At 62.3% G+C, this 16,103-nt stretch carries 15 protein-coding genes; 11 read left to right on the forward strand and 4 right to left on the reverse strand.

The features are described 5' to 3' along the window. Window positions 1–77 precede the first annotated feature (77 nt). Window positions 78–833 (reverse strand): sensor domain-containing protein, encoded by a 756-nt coding sequence (locus AC2ETI_RS02195; protein WP_029255254.1) that lies wholly within the window; start codon window positions 831–833, stop codon window positions 78–80. A 361-nt stretch (window positions 834–1,194) separates the two neighbouring features. Between AC2ETI_RS02195 and AC2ETI_RS02200 the strand changes: the two genes are divergently transcribed. The 3 genes from AC2ETI_RS02200 (at window position 1,195) to AC2ETI_RS02210 (ending at window position 5,904) form a co-directional block, all read left to right on the forward strand. Next, window positions 1,195–2,154 carry a proteasome assembly chaperone family protein gene (locus AC2ETI_RS02200; protein ID WP_003942198.1) on the forward strand — a complete coding sequence of 320 codons (960 nt, stop codon included), beginning with the start codon at window positions 1,195–1,197 and terminating at the stop codon, window positions 2,152–2,154. A 181-nt stretch (window positions 2,155–2,335) separates the two neighbouring features. Further along, the gene (locus AC2ETI_RS02205; RefSeq protein ID WP_019748230.1) at window positions 2,336–3,373 is read left to right on the forward strand and encodes an alpha/beta fold hydrolase; all 1,038 of its coding nucleotides are present in this window, start codon (window positions 2,336–2,338) and stop codon (window positions 3,371–3,373) included. 26 nt (window positions 3,374–3,399) lie between these two features. Beyond that, window positions 3,400–5,904 carry a DEAD/DEAH box helicase gene (locus tag AC2ETI_RS02210; protein ID WP_097387413.1) on the forward strand — a complete coding sequence of 835 codons (2,505 nt, stop codon included), beginning with the start codon at window positions 3,400–3,402 and terminating at the stop codon, window positions 5,902–5,904. A 53-nt stretch (window positions 5,905–5,957) separates the two neighbouring features. On the opposite strand, the gene AC2ETI_RS02215 is transcribed toward AC2ETI_RS02210, so the two are convergent. Next, a complete protein-coding gene (locus AC2ETI_RS02215) occupies window positions 5,958–6,365 on the reverse strand; it encodes a DUF5997 family protein (RefSeq protein ID WP_483633499.1) in 408 nt (135 codons plus the stop codon). A 56-nt stretch (window positions 6,366–6,421) separates the two neighbouring features. Here AC2ETI_RS02215 and AC2ETI_RS02220 point away from each other — a divergent pair, with 56 nt between their 5' ends. The 5 genes from AC2ETI_RS02220 to AC2ETI_RS02240 all read left to right on the forward strand — a co-directional run bounded on the left by AC2ETI_RS02220 (window position 6,422) and on the right by AC2ETI_RS02240 (window position 12,333). Beyond that, window positions 6,422–7,270, forward strand: a complete 849-nt coding sequence (locus AC2ETI_RS02220; protein WP_003942255.1) for a LysR substrate-binding domain-containing protein — start codon at window positions 6,422–6,424, stop codon at window positions 7,268–7,270. Window positions 7,271–7,390: 120 nt separating this feature from the next. Further along, complete coding sequence (locus AC2ETI_RS02225) at window positions 7,391–7,699, forward strand: type VII secretion target (RefSeq protein ID WP_021334291.1); 309 nt, start codon at window positions 7,391–7,393, stop codon at window positions 7,697–7,699. Continuing rightward, entirely contained in the window at window positions 7,696–10,047 is a 2,352-nt protein-coding gene (locus tag AC2ETI_RS02230) for a TPR repeat domain-containing protein (RefSeq protein WP_483633500.1), read from the forward strand. Before AC2ETI_RS02225 ends, AC2ETI_RS02230 begins: the two co-directional genes overlap by 4 nt. A gap of 163 nt (window positions 10,048–10,210) precedes the next feature. Continuing rightward, a complete protein-coding gene (locus tag AC2ETI_RS02235; RefSeq protein ID WP_019748224.1) occupies window positions 10,211–10,855 on the forward strand; it encodes a hypothetical protein in 645 nt (214 codons plus the stop codon). A 77-nt stretch (window positions 10,856–10,932) separates the two neighbouring features. Then, a complete protein-coding gene (locus AC2ETI_RS02240; protein WP_483633501.1) occupies window positions 10,933–12,333 on the forward strand; it encodes an FAD-binding oxidoreductase in 1,401 nt (466 codons plus the stop codon). A gap of 28 nt (window positions 12,334–12,361) precedes the next feature. On the opposite strand, the gene AC2ETI_RS02245 is transcribed toward AC2ETI_RS02240, so the two are convergent. Further along, the gene (locus tag AC2ETI_RS02245; RefSeq protein ID WP_020907545.1) at window positions 12,362–13,282 is read right to left on the reverse strand and encodes a hydrogen peroxide-inducible genes activator; all 921 of its coding nucleotides are present in this window, start codon (window positions 13,280–13,282) and stop codon (window positions 12,362–12,364) included. Between the two features lie 229 nt (window positions 13,283–13,511). Between AC2ETI_RS02245 and AC2ETI_RS02250 the strand changes: the two genes are divergently transcribed. The 3 genes from AC2ETI_RS02250 (at window position 13,512) to AC2ETI_RS02260 (ending at window position 15,402) form a co-directional block, all read left to right on the forward strand. Next, window positions 13,512–14,099: a peroxiredoxin gene (locus AC2ETI_RS02250; protein WP_003942119.1), complete on the forward strand. Its 588-nt coding sequence runs from the start codon at window positions 13,512–13,514 to the stop codon at window positions 14,097–14,099. 2 nt (window positions 14,100–14,101) lie between these two features. Then, a complete protein-coding gene (gene ahpD / locus AC2ETI_RS02255; protein WP_003942122.1) occupies window positions 14,102–14,641 on the forward strand; it encodes an alkylhydroperoxidase, AhpD family in 540 nt (179 codons plus the stop codon). Between the two features lie 80 nt (window positions 14,642–14,721). Beyond that, window positions 14,722–15,402, forward strand: a complete 681-nt coding sequence (locus tag AC2ETI_RS02260) for a PhzF family phenazine biosynthesis protein (protein ID WP_483633502.1) — start codon at window positions 14,722–14,724, stop codon at window positions 15,400–15,402. On the opposite strand, the gene AC2ETI_RS02265 is transcribed toward AC2ETI_RS02260, so the two are convergent. Then, window positions 15,388–16,086 (reverse strand): hypothetical protein, encoded by a 699-nt coding sequence (locus tag AC2ETI_RS02265; protein WP_019748222.1) that lies wholly within the window; start codon window positions 16,084–16,086, stop codon window positions 15,388–15,390. The genes AC2ETI_RS02260 and AC2ETI_RS02265 overlap by 15 nt on opposite strands. Between the last annotated feature and the right edge of the window lie 17 nt (window positions 16,087–16,103).

Below are 16,103 nucleotides of genomic sequence, written 5' to 3' on the forward strand. Positions count from 1 at the left end.
TTATCGAGTCAGTTGGGGACGAATGATCGCGCCGCACCGAAAAGGTCCGCTCTGTGTCGGACCCGTGTGCTGCGAAATCACTTGCCTGCTTTGACCTTCTGTACGGCTGCGGTGAACGCTTGATCCAGAGGTGCCGTCGAGGGCGTCGCAGAACCGAACGTCATCAGTGTTGTTGCTACCCGTACGTCGCCGACCTGCGCGATCAATGTCAGCATCGTCTGATCGCCGGCTGCGGCTTTGGGGGACACGACGGTGCGGCGAAGTGACATCGTCTTGTCGGCATCGATCGGCGACGGCGGAAGAATTTCCGTCGTCACTGTAGTGGTGACGCCGTTCGCAGTGACCGTCATGGACGGGCACTGGCGCGTTTGCGCTTCCAACTCGTCCAGTGGTGCATCGACCTTCGTGAGTTCGACCGAAATCGTTGCCCTCGTCGCATTGTCGGTCCCGACCGCCATCACGGTCCCGTTCGGACCGTAATCCTGTTCCGGTGGCTCACATTCGGATGGATCGACGGTGGCACCGCGTGGGACGCCGACTAGATCCGGCGCTGCCATCGGAACGGCCTGCGGGGGCAGCACAACAGCGCCGAAGGGCTCGGGAAATTCCTCGGGAGTCAGCAGCAGTTCGGACAACGGTGCCGCCGTTTTCGGAGAGGTGGATTTCGGCGTCGAGGATTTGGGTGCAGTCGTCGTACTCGGCGCCGCCGAGCCGCTGTCGGTCGCACCGGCAGTCGCCGGCGCGGAGTCCGGAACGGGTGCACCTTGGACCGACCCGGAGCAGCCCGCGAGTAGTGCAACGGCGGCCACCGCAGCAAGGGAGCATGCGGCCACTCGCCTGGACGATCGTGGACACACCCGCATGTAAGCCTCCGCACTCGACCTCGACCGATCCCGACAATCGACCAATGCATTTCGGACAAATCGGCCGTGCCGACCTTGTCTTCCACTCTGCCATGTCCGAAGCCGCGCACCCGACATCTAGCGAACGCCCAGGCCAAGTGTCGAAAGATACCGCTCGGCTTCGCTCTCGGCGAACGTCCGTCTCGTCGGATCGGGAATGATCGGTCACCGACTCGGTGTTCTTACCGATGAACGTCTGATCCAGTGCTGTCGGGCACCTGACTCCGATGCTGTCGAGCGTGCGCCGATAGTGGACACTTGAGATCAAGACCGAAGAGCGAAGGGGACTGCGATGGACGAACAGTCGAGGATGTACGAGCTGGAATTTCCGGCGCCCCAGTTGGCGGCTGCCGACGGCCAGGGACCGATCCTGATTCACGGACTCGAGGGTTACTCCGACGCCGGTCACGCCGTGAAGTTGGCGACGACGCATCTGCGGGAAAGCCTGGAAACCGAGCTTGTCGCGTCGTTTGCTGTCGACGAGCTGATCGACTACCGCTCACGTCGACCAACGATGACGTTCAAGGCCGATCATTTCTCCGATTACGACGCTCCGGCGCTCAATCTGTACGCACTGCGCGATACGGCCGGCACGCCGTTCCTGCTGCTCGCAGGGATGGAACCGGACCTCAAGTGGGAGCGGTTCACCACAGCCGTTCGTCTGTTGTCCGAACAGCTGGGAGTGCGTCGAACCATCGGGCTCAACGCGATTCCGATGGCAATCCCGCACACCCGACCGCTGGGTGTGACAGCACATTCGACCAACAAGGACCTGATCCAGGACCATCAGCGTTGGTCAGGTGAACTGCAGGTTCCCGGCAGCGCATCGTCACTCCTCGAGCTTCGTATGTCTCAGCACGGGCACGAGGCGATGGGCTTTTCGGTGCATGTCCCCCACTACCTCGCGCAAACGGACTACCCGGGCGCCGCAGAGACTTTGCTCGAAAACGTTTCCGAGGTTTCGGATCTGGAATTGCCCTTGGTTGCACTGGGTGAGGCCGCGGCGCGCGTTCGGGAACAGGTTAACGAGCACATAGCCGGGAACGAAGAAGTTCAGACTGTAGTCCACGCTTTGGAGCGTCAATACGACACTTTTGTCGCCGCTCAGGAACAACAGTCGTCCCTTCTGGCCGGCGAGGCCGACCTTCCCAGCGGTGACGAGATCGGCGCAGAGTTCGAAAAGTTCCTGGCCGAACAGGCAGGAAATGACGACTTCGGCTCAGCTGGAGACCTCGATCGAGGCGACAACTGACGAAAATGTGACGGGCGGGGCGCATAATTCGACATTGTGCGCATTCCGCAACCCCTCCGTTACCTGGGCTGTTGTTCAGGACACATCCGTCGGATAGCCTCAAACTCTGTGTGATTTTCGTTGACGGCTCAACAACTGGAGCAGACAGTCAACGTGGTCACACGCCGAGCCAGGAGGCGACATGAGCAGACCACGGAACCGTCAGCTCCGACCGGTCCCCGACGAGGAACCGCGGATGATGTTCCGGACGATTCACGGCTACCGACGCGCATTTCGGATAGCCGGCGAGGGTCCGGCAGTACTGCTCCTGCACGGAATCGGCGACAACTCGTCTACGTGGACCGAGATCATTCCCCACCTCGCCAAGAAGTACACGGTCATCGCACCTGACCTGTTGGGTCACGGCCGCTCCGACAAGCCGCGCGCCGATTATTCGGTAGCCGCGTACGCCAACGGCATGCGTGATCTCCTGTCGACACTCGGCATCGAGCACGTCACCGTCATCGGGCATTCGCTCGGCGGCGGCGTCGCGATGCAGTTCTCCTACCAATTCCCACACATGGTGGATCGCCTCGTGCTGGTCTCGGCCGGTGGCGTCACCAAGGACGTCCACCCGCTGCTGCGCCTCATGTCCGTTCCGGTGGTCAACGAGGTCGTCAAACTGCTCCGGATACCTGGCGCGATGCCGCTCGTCCGGATGGCCGGAAACCTTGCCGGTGTCGTTCACGGTTCGAATCTGCGCCCCGGCACCATGCTGCACGACACGCCAGACCTGATTCGAGTGCTCGCTGATCTCCCCGACCCCACTGCCTACGAGGCCTACCTTCGTACGCTGCGGGCAGTCGTGGACTGGCGCGGACAGGTCGTCACGATGCTCGACCGCTGTTATCTGACCGAGAATCTGCCGGTTCAACTGATCTGGGGCGACGACGACTCCGTCATTCCCGTCTCCCACGCTCACCTCGCGCACGCAGCGATGCCGAACTCACGTCTCGAAATCTTCCGCGGCTCGGGCCACTTCCCGTTCCGCGACGATCCGATGCGTTTCCTGCAGATCGTCGAAGATTTTCTTTCCAGCACCGCACCACTCGTCTTCGACGAGGCCCGCTGGCGTCACATGCTGATCTCCGGCGTCGGCGAGAACACCATCACCGGAACGTCGTCCACCCGCATGGCAGTGCTCGACGCCATGGGCTCGGACGAGCGAAGCGCAACCTGATCCGCGGTTGCGGCTAGCCTGTACGAGTGCTGCTGACGGAACTTCTCCCCGACAACGCGGATCCTGATTCCGTTTTCGACGCCTTCTCTTCGTGGACCCTCGAACGAGGTTTGACGCTCTATCCTGCCCAGGAAGAGGCCGTCATGGAGTTGGTCTCGGGCGCAAACGTGATCCTTGCGACGCCGACCGGGTCCGGCAAATCGATGGTAGCGATCGGCGCGCATTTCTATGCGATGTCGCTCGGCAAGCGCACCTATTACACAGCGCCGATCAAGGCCTTGGTGAGCGAGAAGTTCTTTGCGCTGTGTGAGGTCTTCGGTGCCGAGAACGTCGGCATGATGACCGGCGACGCCGCCGTGAACTCGTCGGCGCCGATCATTTGTGCGACGGCAGAGATCGTCGCGAATCTCGCACTGCGAGAGGGCCCGAACTCCGATATCGGCCAAGTCGTGATGGACGAGTTCCATTTCTACTCCGAACCCGATCGAGGTTGGGCGTGGCAGGTTCCGCTCATCGAGTTGCCGCACGCGCAGTTCCTCTTGATGTCGGCAACTCTCGGTGAGGTCGACTTCTTCTCCGACGATCTGACGCGTCGCACCGGGAAGCCCACCACCGTCGTCTCCGGCACGGAACGCCCTGTGCCTTTGATGTTCTCGTACGCGACCACGCCGGTCGGCGAAACCATCGAAGATCTGGTGACCACCAACCAGTCCCCCGTCTACATCGTGCATTTCACGCAGGCGGCCGCGCTCGAGCGCGCCCAGGCACTGACGAGCGTCAACTTCTGTTCCAAGGCCGAGAAGGAAGCGATCGCCGAAGCGCTGGGCGGTTTCCGCTTCACCACGGGGTTCGGAAAGACACTCTCGCGCCTGGTCCGGCACGGCATCGGCGTTCACCATGCTGGCATGTTGCCCAAGTACCGACGGCTCATCGAAGTTCTCGCGCAGGACGGGCTTCTCAAGGTGATCTGCGGTACCGACACTCTGGGCGTCGGAATCAACGTCCCGATCCGCACGGTGCTGCTCACCGGTCTCGCCAAGTACGACGGCGTCCGCACACGGCATCTGAAAGCCCGCGAGTTCCATCAGATCGCCGGCCGCGCGGGTCGTGCAGGCTACGACACGATGGGCACCGTTGTCGTCCAGGCACCGGAACACGAAGTGGAGAATCTGCGGGCTGTCGCCAAGGCCGGCGACGATCCGAAGAAGATCAAGAAGATTCAACGCAAGAAGGCTCCCGAGGGGTTTGTGTCCTGGAGCGAAGCGACGTTCGACCGCTTGGTCGCGGCATCGCCCGAACCGTTGGTGTCGCGATTCTCGGTCAGCAACTCGATGCTGCTCAATGTCATTGCCCGCCCGGGCAACTGCTTCGACGCGATGCGGCATCTGTTGGAGGACAACCACGAATCGCGTCCGGCGCAACGCAAGCACATCCTCAAAGCGATCTCGCTGTATCGCGGATTGCTCAGCGCCGGGATCGTGGAACGCCTCGACGAACCCGACGAGTACGGCCGCATGGCTCGGTTGACGATGGACCTGCAACGCGACTTCGCCTTGAACCAGCCACTCTCACCGTTCGCCTTGGCGGCATTCGAACTTCTCGACGTCGAATCCGACAGTTACGCACTCGATGTCGTCTCGATCATCGAGTCGACGCTCGACGATCCGCGTCAGGTTCTGATGGCGCAGCAGCACTTCGCGCGCGGCGAAGCGGTGGCGCAGATGAAGGCGGACGGCATCGAGTACGAGGAGCGCATGGAGCTTCTCGAAGAGGTCACCTGGCCGAAACCGTTGTCGGACTTGCTGTTCCCGGCTTTCGAAATGTACCGGGGTGGCCACCCGTGGATCACCGAGTTCGCCCTCTCCCCCAAGTCCGTGGTGCGCGACATGATCGAACGCGCCATGACGTTTGCCGAATTGATCAGCCATTACGGACTCACCCGGTCCGAGGGCCTCGTCCTGCGCTACCTCGCCGACGCCTACCGCGCGCTGAGGCAAACCGTCCCGACCGAAGCGCGCACCGAGGAACTCGAAGACATCATCGAGTGGTTGGGCGAGCTGATCCGTCAGGTCGACTCGAGCCTGCTCGACGAGTGGGAGTCACTCACCGACCCCGGAGCCGAGGCAGACACGGAAGAGGTTGCGTTCGGCGCCGACATTCCCCGTCCCATCTCGGCGAACCCGCGCGCATTCCGCGTCATGGTGCGCAATGCGATGTTCCGACGCATCGATCTCGCGTCGCGTCGACAGTGGAACGAGCTGGAAAACCTCGAGGACGGTATCGAGGCCGCCGAGTGGGAAGAGCAACTACTGCCGTACTTCGAGGAGTACGCAACCATCGGAACCGGGCCGTCGGCGCGCGGTCCGGCGCTCTTCCAGGTCACTGAGGACGGAGAGTTCTGGCGGGTGCGGCAGGTGCTCGAGGATCCGGAGGGCGATCACGGATGGGCGCTGCTTGCCGTCGTCGACATCCCGGAATCGGATGCCGCGGGTGAAATCGTGTTCGACGAACTGAGCGTCGTAGAAGGCTAGCGCCTGTGCGCCTTTCTGGTAGTCGGCGCTACCAAAAAGGCGCACAGGGGGCGTCAGCCCCTTCGAGCCTTCCGCGGCTGGTTGCGGCGAGCAGCGCGCTTTTCCTTGATGCGAACGTTCTCGGCCCGCACCTCGGCCTGAACAGCGCGTTCCTTTTCGAGCCAATCAGGCTTCTCTTCGAGGAGTGCGGCGATCTGATCCGTGGTGAGTGCTTCTTCGACGCCGCCGCGGGCCAGGCCGGCGATCGATACGCCCAGCTTGGCGGCGATGACCGGGCGAGGGTGCGGTCCGGTGCGTCGCAGCTCCAGCAGCCACTCCGGCGGATCGGTCTGCAGAGCGGTCAGCTCGTCACGAGTCACGTCGCCTTCCTGGAACTGCGCAGGTGTTGCTTCCAGGTACACACCCAGCTTCTTGGCAGCCGTCGTCGGCTTCATCGTCTGGGGAGTTTTGTTCGACGTCATGCAACAAGAGTAACCAGCCGATACGGGTGCTTTTACCAAGGCGGTAGCCTTGCCTGGTGACAGACGCGGATAGTCAGGCAATTTTTCGACTCGCGTACGCCCCGGGGGTGACGCCCACCAAGTGGGTCCGGGTGTGGCACGAGCGGCTCCCCGAGGTGCGTCTGGAACTTGTTCAGTTCCCGGTTCTCGAACTCGAAGCTGCACTTCGCGCAGGTGAAGCAGATGCAGGGTTGGTTCGCCTGCCGATCGACCGGACCGGAATCAGCGCCATCTCGCTGTATGCGGAAACCCCGGTGGTGGTGGTACCGAAAGATCACGTGTTCACTACTGTCGATCAGATTTCCGTCGACGATCTGGCCGACGAGATAGTGCTCGATCCTCTCGACGACAGACTCGACTGGCCGACCCGTCCCGGAAAGACCGCCGCCGAGCGACCCGCGACCATCGCCGACGCCATCGAGTTGGTGGCCGCCGGCGTCGGAGTTGTCGTGGTTCCCCATTCGCTGGCGCGGTTCCACCATCGCAAGGACCTGACCTTCCGTCCGGTGGACGGTGCGCCCGAGGCTCCTGTGGCTTTGGCATGGATGGAGTCCAAGACCACAGATCTGGTCGAGGAACTTATCGGCATCGTGCGGGGCCGAACGGCGCAGAGTTCCCGCGGCCGAAACGGTGAGCCGGCCGAGAAGATCAAGGGCTCCGTCAAGGCCAAGATCGCGGCCCGCGAGCGTCGCGCAGAAGCTGCCAAGAACGGGCAGAAAGCTAAGGGCGCCGGCACCGCAAAGAACATATCCGGACGCAACGCCGGTTCCGGTAAGGCCAAGGCGGGCGGCAAATCAGGCAGCGGCAAGTCCGGTGGGACCAAGAGTTCGGGTGGCCGGTTCTCCGGAAAGCAGAAGGGCCGCTAGGGCTTTCACACAACCCCCTCGACCGCGAGGACGATGACGCACCCCTCGAGGTCGGGTCATCTGGCATGCTCTATCCTCGATTCACTGTGATCTCGCAGATGAATTCGGGGGGATTCGTTCATGGGTGTGGATACTTTTTCAGCTGATCCAGCCGAATTGGCAAGTGCTGCGGAGGGGCTGACGGCATCTGCCGAGGAACTCGGTGGATTCTCGGCTTCGGAGGCCGCTACCGCCGCATCGGCCGGAGCCGCCGGGTCGGCGTTCGCTGCAGCCATAGCCGACAACGTCGTCACCGTCGACGAACTCGGCCGCGCGATCGGTGCGGGGATCACTGCTACCCGCACGAAACTGGAAAACTCCGCACGAGTGTTCGCCCGGGTCGACATCGCCAACGGCGCACGGATCGAGGATTCGGGAGACGTGCGATGACACTGTCGATCTCGCAGATCCGATCCTGGAATCTGGACGCCCTCGACAACTACGCCGGCTCCCTGGGCCGCGGACATGACGTATTCGACAGCAACGTCGACATCGCGCACCGCATCATGGACACCGCAACCAGCGATTGGAGCGGCAGCGCGGCGACCGCAGCATGGGATTCGGCAACCCAGCAGCATGCCTTCGGGCGAGACGCCGTCGCGATAGTCGGAGACGCCGGGCGCTGTGTCGCAGCGCAATCGGCAAACCTCCGGTACACCCGCGAAACACTGGTCAGCCGCGTCGACGACGCGAGCGCCGACGGTTTCACCGTCTCTGACGACGGTTCCGTCACCGCGACGCCCGCAACTCTGGCGAGCACAGATCCGCGCGGGGTAGAAGCCCGCCTCGAATATCACTCGTGGCGCATCGGCACGGCACTCACGGACGTCGACGAGACTGACGCGAGCGCCGCCAGAATCCTTACGGAGATCACCGCCGCAGGCACCTCGCTCATCGACCGCAAGGCCGATTTCGGGATCCCCGATGCAGCGTCGACCACCCCTTCACATCACGTTCGGTTCGATGGTCAGGGAGCCCACGACTCCGACATTCTCGCGCAGTCCCCGGGCGCAACACCCGAGAGCGAGGCGGCCAAGCAACGGTTGATCGCCGCGACGACTTTCACTCCGGAACAACAAGCGCAACTTGCTGCCGGCGGGCCCGTGGTCGTCGACCCGGAACAACTCGCCTACCTACGTGAGTTCTACGCCGATACCAACCTCGACGAGCTGAAGAATATCGGTGCAGGAGCCGAAGGATTCCGCACGGTCAACTTCCCCGATGCGAATGTCCCCGCCGACGCGCGAATCCCCAGCGCCCTCGCCACGGGCATGTTCACCGTCTCCAATCCCAACGTCACCGACGGCAACGGCAACGCGGGCAGCCTCGACAACCTTCCGCCAGACGTCCGCAGAATCTTCAGCGACCCCGCGTACAGCTCGCAACTCCAACCCGGTGGGTACTCCACCACCGTGAACGTCAACCATTTCGACGATTCGAATGCACTCACGGACATACTTCGAAATGCAGACCCGGCGACACAATCCGGCAGCGCTTTGAGTTCTGCACTGCTCGATCGCAGCGCAGATCTCGCCCCTCTCCAATCGCAAACTTCATCGAGCGCCCCGATGCGATTGGTCTTCGACGACGACGGCCAGCCCGTCAGCAACGATGAGCTCGACTCCAGCCTCACCAAAGCCCTCGACGTTGCCACTCGGGACATACCTTCGAACGCCGACTTCCTCACCACCCCTGCTCATCAGGACGACGTGGTGAATCTGTTCACCCGCGAATGGAACGATGACGGACGAGCCGTCAGCGGCCTCACCGATTGGATCGGACCCGACGCCACCAACTCCAACCCAGCTGTTGCCGAACGGGCCGGCGCCTCTGCCCTTGCACTCGCCCACAATCTCGCCGGCAACAAAGGTGCCTACCTCGACATCGCCGGCCTGGACAACAGATCCATCGGAGAAGTGAATCCCGCGTTGACGCAATCCATCGGTTCCGCGGTGACCCCGTACATCGGGAATCTCGTCGGATTGGAACCCGATCAAACCGGTACCCTCGGTTTCGAAAATCTCGATGCCTACGACGACAGATTCGCCAATGCAAAATCGGTGATCGCGATCATCGACAGCGACCCCCACGCAGCCGCAAGTTTCAATGCGAACATGCTCGGAGCCGCGGGCCAACTCCAAGGGACCTTCGTCGAAACCAGCATGAGCGGAGACATCGCCGCGGGTTCTTCGCAATATGCAATATATGCGGGACGCGTCCAGGCACTGATGGACGGTGCTCTCGAGGAAGAAGCCCTCAACCGAACCGGTGACGCTGCGGCGGCGCAACAGGACATCATCAGCAGACGTGGGAAAACATACGACGAACTCGGTTGGCTGATTTCCGGCGGTGCCGCCATGATCCCAGGCTTCGGACCACCGACCAGCGTTGCAGTCAGCATGCTGGGAGTCGAACTCAAAGATCACGTCCTGGGCTCCCCGGTCGAAGCTCCTCCGGCACAACTCAACTTCACACACCAGAGTTCGGCTTCGACGACCCTTCTCGATTACCGATTGGTTCAGGCACTCGACAACGCCTACGGAAGAGAACACTTTGAGCAACTGAACGGTTTTCGAGTCAATGGCGATCCGAGCGAATCCCTCAGACCAGTCGATCTGGAGACCCTGGGTCTAAACGGCAAATTCGACAGCACGCTGCAGGACTATTTGACGTTTCGGGGATTCAATCGCGATACGTTCATGACCAACATGAGAGACGGACTCGACGATGTCGGATAGATTTCCTGCGTTTACAAGGCGAAACCACCGCGCCGCAACCGCTCTTGCACTGGCATTCAGCATGGGATCATGTATCGCGGGTTGCGCGGCACCCAACTCAACCGAAAACGTCAGCGCCACAACCACGCCCGCCGCGTCAAACGTCTATGTACTACCGAGCTACATGACCGACTATCACAACCAATGGCTCGCAGACCCCGGCATCGACCTCTTCAGCGAAGAGGCCACCATAATCCGAGCATTCATAGAATCCGACTACATCGTTGACAGTAGTGGCGATCGCAGCGACGCCTACCACGGGTTCTCGAGAATCACTGCGAACACTCGTGGAACGGTCTCGAGCGATCGCCGCTACGGAGAACCCGCAGACACACCACCACGCGTCTACCGAGGTACCAGCATCAACCGGATCTTGAGTATTCAAACAATTCCCGCCGGATACCCTGGCGATTCGACCGTCGTCGCTTACGCCTGCTCCGACGCCTACGATACCGATTACGACGGCCGCAAACCGGATTCGTCGCGACTCCCGAGCAGTAGTTACGAGATCTGGATGCACAACACCGCTTCTACAGCTACCCCCTACCCTCGATTCGAAGGGCCCCGCAATGCACCGGAAGGGGACGTCTTCGGCGGCTGGATCGTCGACAAATTCACCAGCTCCACCAGCGACCGTGTGCAACAGGAGACTTGCTCTGACTGGTTCAAATCGCGTCACGACGGGAATCGACTCCGGATGAGCACCGACTTCGCCCCACCCCTCGTCCTCCCCAACTACCCCGGCTGGCCAGAAGATGCGGCCCGGTAGGGGCCAGGGCAACGGTGCCGCGCCCAAATCTGACCAAGTCAGGACCTCAGCGGCGCTGCCGGACGCATGATGGAGTGATGACGGTCGAAAATTCGCACGCCTTGGACGAACTTGTAGCAGCGCTTCCCGAGGGAGCCGTCCTGCTGGATCCGGATGTGACCGCGGGCTACCGCCAGGACTGGGCCGCCGACCCGGCCGCAGGCCACCCCGCTGCCGTGGTTCGCGCAACGCGCACCGAAGACATCCAAACAGTGATGCGCTGGGCAACCGCCAACCGCGTGCCGGTGGTTCCCAGAGGTGCCGGCTCGGGCCTTTCCGGTGGATCCAGCGCCGTCGACGGTTGCATAGTGGTCAGCACCGAGCGAATGCGACAGATCACGATCGACCCGGTCGCCCGTGTGGCGGTTACTCAGCCCGGCTTGATGAATGCGGAGGTCAAGAAAGCCGCCGCAGAGCACGGACTCTGGTACCCACCTGACCCGTCGTCCTTCGAGATCTGTTCCATCGGCGGCAATGCAGCCACCAACGCCGGCGGACTCTGCTGCGTCAAGTACGGAGTTACCACCGACTACGTTCTCGGACTCCGGGTCGTGCTGGCAGACGGGACAGCGGTCAGCCTCGGAGGTCCCCTTCTCAAGGACGTCGCCGGACTCTCCCTCACCAAACTGTTCGTGGGCAGTGAGGGAACTCTCGGCATCATCACCGAAATCACGTTGCGTTTGATTCCCGCGCAGCCGCCCGCATCAACCGTCGTCGCATCGTTCGACTCGGTACAAGAAGCTACGGACGCGGTCTTGGCGATCACCAGCAACATGCGTCCGGCGATGCTCGAGTTCATGGATCATGCCAGCATCAATGCCGTCGAGGATGCGGTACGCATGGGTCTGAACCGCAAGGCTCACGCACTGCTGCTCGCGCAGTCCGACGCACCCGGCGCGGCAGGCGTGCTGGAAATCGAGACGATTGTTCAGGCGTGCGAAAACAACGGAGCCACCGAAGTATTCGCCACCGATGACCAGGCCGAAGGTGACGCTTTTGCGGCGGCACGGCGGGCAGTGTTCCCGGCAGTGCTCGCGATGGGAAGTCTGCTTCTCGAAGACGTGGGCGTTCCCATGCGCGCACTCCCCCAGCTGGTAACCGGGGTCGAAGCCATCGCCGACGACCTCGACGTCCTGATCTGCACGGTGGCGCACGCCGGAGACGGAAACACACACCCGCTCATCGTCTTCGACCCCGCAGACCCGGACATGTCCGAACGCGCACAGATCGCATTCGGACGGGTGATGGATCTCGCCATCGCGCTCGGCGGCACGATCACCGGCGAACACGGGGTCGGTCGACTCAAGCGCGACTGGCTGCCGTCACAGTTGGGTGAAGACGTCATGGCCCTCAATCGCAAGGTCAAGGATGCGCTCGACCCGCTGGGAATTCTCAATCCCGGAGCCGTCATTGCCGTGAAAGAAGGCTCTCTCGACTAGCTTTCACGTCGACGTCGAACGAGTTAGGTCATCGAGGAACTGTCGGGCTGACCGAACGGACCAGCTCGGCCAGCTGACGGAATCCTTCTGCTCGGCCACTCGACGAGCGGAACACGACGCCGATCGTGCGACCTGGAGCCGGGGAAGCGAAATGCGCCGTCGACAAGTCCCCGCGTCGAACCTCCACTGCAACAGCCGATTCCGGGACCAAAGTCACCCCGAGTCCCCCGGCCACACATTGCACGACTGTCGCGAGAGAGGTAGCCCGCGTGTCGCCGGCAAGCGGATGGGCGTCTACCGAACGGCACAGATCCAACGTCTGGTCGCGCAGGCAGTGGCCGTCGTCGAGCAAGAGCAACGGCAGCGCGTCGAGCACGTCCGCCGTGAGATCGACACGTCCGGCCAAGGAATGATCGTTCGGCACGACCATCACAAAATCCTCTTCGTACACAGGAACTTCCACCAGGCCAGGTGTTCCGGCAGGAAGCGCCAACACCGCGACGTCGAGCGCTCCCGATCGCAGGGCATCAAGCAAGCGCGCCGTTTGATCCTCGACTATTTGCGGCGCCAACGACGGTAGCTTCTCGCGCAGCTCCGGCAACAACCCCGGAAGAATGTACGGCGCAACGGTCGGGATCAACCCGATGCGTAGCGGTCCGGTCAGAGAGTCGCCGGAGCCGGCCGCGCTCGCGACGAAACCGTCGGCAGCCTCGAGGATTTGCTTCGCCTGACCGAGCAAGCGCTGTCCGTCCGCGGTCACGAGCACGCGCCGCGTACTACGTTCGATCAGTTTGACCCCTAGTCCCGCCTCGAGAGCCGCCAGCGCCTGCGACAGTGTGGGTTGGCTCACACCGGAACGTGCTGCGGCAGTACCGAAGTGCCGGTACTCGGCCACCGACACAAAGGCACGCAGCTGTGACAAGGAAGGTTGATAAGTCTGATCAGACATGCCTATCAGTGTAGTGCCACCCATCACCTTTACCTTTTGAACGGTTTGATGCAGAATGGACTCATACCAAAAAGCGCCGGTCACAACCTCGACACTCCAGTCGAAACCGTCCGACCCGCTGACGGTGACAAACCCTCTCGATCCAGCACGTTCGGCCGTCACAGTCCGAACAGCCGGATCGTGTGCGCAAGAAATTCCTGTTCACGAGACACGTAGGAGAATGAGACACATGGCTCTGCTCACAATCGGCGACCAGTTCCCCGCTTACAACCTCACGGCTGTCATCGGCGGCGACCTGTCCAAGGTCGATGCCCAGCAGCCCGATGACTACTTCACCACCGTCACCAGTGACGACTACGCAGGCAAGTGGCGCATCGTCTTCTTCTGGCCCAAGGACTTCACCTTCGTGTGCCCCACCGAGATTGCTGCATTCGGCAAGCTCAACGAAGAGTTCGCAGACCGTGACGCTCAGGTTCTCGGCGCTTCCGTCGACAACGAGTTCGTGCACTTCCAGTGGCGTGCACAGCACGAAGAGCTCAAGACCCTCCCCTTCCCGATGCTCTCGGACCTCAAGCGCGAGCTTGCCGAGGCCACCGGCGTCCTCAACGCCGACGGCGTTGCAGACCGCGCGACGTTCATCGTCGACCCCAACAACGAGATCCAGTTCGTCTCCGTCACAGCCGGTTCCGTCGGCCGTAACGTCGACGAGGTTCTCCGCGTCCTCGACGCTCTCCAGAGCGACGAGCTGTGCGCATGCAACTGGAAGAAGGGCGACCCGACCATCAACGCCGGCGAGCTCCTGACTGCGAGCGTCTGAGTATGAGCGTCGAGAACCTCAAGAACTCGCTTCCCGAGTACGCGAAGGACCTCAAGCTCAACCTGAGTTCCATTGCGCGCACGACGGTCCTGAACGAGCAGCAGTTGTGGGGAACGCTCCTCGCAACGGCCGCAGCCACCAAGTCTGCGTCCACGCTCAAGGAGATTGCTTCCGAGGCTGCCGACAACCTGTCGGCAGAGGCATACAACGCCGCTCTCGGCGCAGCGTCGATCATGGGCATGAACAACGTCTTCTACCGCACCAAGGGCTACCTCGACGGTAAGTACGACGACCTTCGTGCCGGCCTGCGGATGAACATCATCGGCAACCCGGGCGTCGACAAGGCCGACTTCGAATTGTGGTCGCTTGCAGTGTCCGCGATCAACGGCTGCAACCACTGCCTCGAAGCTCACGAGAACACCCTCCGCCAGGAAGGTGTCGACCGCGAGGTCATCTTCGAAGCGATCCGCGCCGGTTCCATCGTCGCGGGCGTCGCACAGGCTGTCGAAGCCAACGAGATCCTCTCTGCCGCACAGGTCTGATCACTCGGACCTGAGTGCAGTTCGACGAGCCCTCCCCACCGTGAAGGTGGGGAGGGCTTTTCGCGCGCTAGGGTGGACCGATGGGTATCGAGGTGAGTGTGGTCCGGGTCTTCACGGACGAGAACGGCAAGCACGGGAATCCGTTGGGAATCGTCGACGCGTCCACGGTTGCAGAATCGGATCGACAAGCCGTCGCGAAGGAACTCGACTACAGCGAGACCATCTTCATCGACGTTCCGGATGACGGCGCCTCACGTGCGCGGGTCCAGATCTTCACTCCGGCAGCAGAACTCCCCTTCGCCGGACACCCGACCGTCGGTGCCACGTGGTGGCTGGGCGAACAGGGCCGTCGCGTGAGCGCCCTCGACGTTCCTGCCGGCAATGTCGACGTCCGCCAATCCGGCGCTTTGACGTGGGTACGCGCGCGTGCCGAATGGGCACCGGAATTCGCGATCTATCCGATGGACACGGTCGACGACGTCATCGACGCAGATCCGTCCGACTACGAGGCGGATCATTCGTATCTGTGGGCATGGCAGGACAAGCTCGAAGCTGCCATCCGCGCACGCATGTTCGCACCGGTGATGGGAATCGCCGAGGACGAGGCGACCGGATCTGCAGCGCTGCGCATCACGGACCGATTGAGGAAATCACTGCTCATCACCCAGGGACGCGGATCGGTGCTTCACACCACCTTCTCTCCGGAAGGGTGGCTCGAAGTCGGCGGCCGCGTCGTCGCCGAGCCGTCACGAACCTTGTGAGTACCCGGCGGGATTGCGTCCGGCCTCGAGGTCACGTGCGCTGAGTGACACCGAGATCTCGTCACCGAGCGCAACTCCCGGCGCGAGGGGCAACTGATCTCCACTCCAGAACTTGCCCGGATCGAACCAGTTGATACGACGGTTACCGACAAGCAGACCCATCGCCTCATAGGTCTTGGCAACCACTTCGGCGCAATAGGCGCTCTCGACGGCCACTGCGGACACGTCGGACTTCTTGCGCAGCTTCGGGATTCGGCCTCCGAACCAGCGTGAGGCAAGCTTCGCCGTCGACGGGAACGGCGTACCGTCCAGCCGTGCGATCGTCTTGAGCAGAGCGTCTTCCTGCTCCCGGGTGACTTCGTGGTCGAGCTGGCGCAACCATCCACGCTGCCCGTACTTGGCGCCCCAGACCTGAACCGCCGATCGCAGATCGTGCAGTTGGACACCACGCTGGAAGCGTCCGGTCCACATGTCCTGCAGCGAGTGACCGAGTTCCGCATGCCACATCAGCGGCGGAAGGTCGTCGATCACGACCGACATTCCGACGTGGTTGACCGGGCTGTTGGTCAGCGTCTGGATGGCCCGGTCCGCCGTCGACTCTCCGCGGAAGATCCAGATGTCGCCCGTGCGGGTCGCCGCGGCGGCCTCCTCGAGACTCACCTGCGAAAGCAATCGTCGGTCCATGCCTCTAGCGTAGAGGG

This window comes from Rhodococcus sp. MurmanLake-1 (assembly GCF_056945715.1).

What these genes read in the sequence shown, in the direction of transcription:
- AC2ETI_RS02200 (WP_003942198.1), top strand. Translation starts at nt 1,195, where the DNA reads ATGGACGAACAGTCGAGGATGTACGAGCTGGAATTTCCGGCGCCCCAG.
- AC2ETI_RS02205 (WP_019748230.1), top strand. Translation starts at nt 2,336, where the DNA reads ATGAGCAGACCACGGAACCGTCAGCTCCGACCGGTCCCCGACGAGGAA.
- AC2ETI_RS02215 (WP_483633499.1), bottom strand. Translation starts at nt 6,365, where the DNA reads ATGACGTCGAACAAAACTCCCCAGACGATGAAGCCGACGACGGCTGCC.
- AC2ETI_RS02225 (WP_021334291.1), top strand. Translation starts at nt 7,391, where the DNA reads ATGGGTGTGGATACTTTTTCAGCTGATCCAGCCGAATTGGCAAGTGCT.
- AC2ETI_RS02230 (WP_483633500.1), top strand. Translation starts at nt 7,696, where the DNA reads ATGACACTGTCGATCTCGCAGATCCGATCCTGGAATCTGGACGCCCTC.
- AC2ETI_RS02235 (WP_019748224.1), top strand. Translation starts at nt 10,211, where the DNA reads ATGACCGACTATCACAACCAATGGCTCGCAGACCCCGGCATCGACCTC.
- AC2ETI_RS02240 (WP_483633501.1), top strand. Translation starts at nt 10,933, where the DNA reads ATGACGGTCGAAAATTCGCACGCCTTGGACGAACTTGTAGCAGCGCTT.
- AC2ETI_RS02245 (WP_020907545.1), bottom strand. Translation starts at nt 13,282, where the DNA reads ATGTCTGATCAGACTTATCAACCTTCCTTGTCACAGCTGCGTGCCTTT.
- AC2ETI_RS02250 (WP_003942119.1), top strand. Translation starts at nt 13,512, where the DNA reads ATGGCTCTGCTCACAATCGGCGACCAGTTCCCCGCTTACAACCTCACG.
- ahpD (WP_003942122.1), top strand. Translation starts at nt 14,102, where the DNA reads ATGAGCGTCGAGAACCTCAAGAACTCGCTTCCCGAGTACGCGAAGGAC.
- AC2ETI_RS02260 (WP_483633502.1), top strand. Translation starts at nt 14,722, where the DNA reads ATGGGTATCGAGGTGAGTGTGGTCCGGGTCTTCACGGACGAGAACGGC.
- AC2ETI_RS02265 (WP_019748222.1), bottom strand. Translation starts at nt 16,086, where the DNA reads ATGGACCGACGATTGCTTTCGCAGGTGAGTCTCGAGGAGGCCGCCGCG.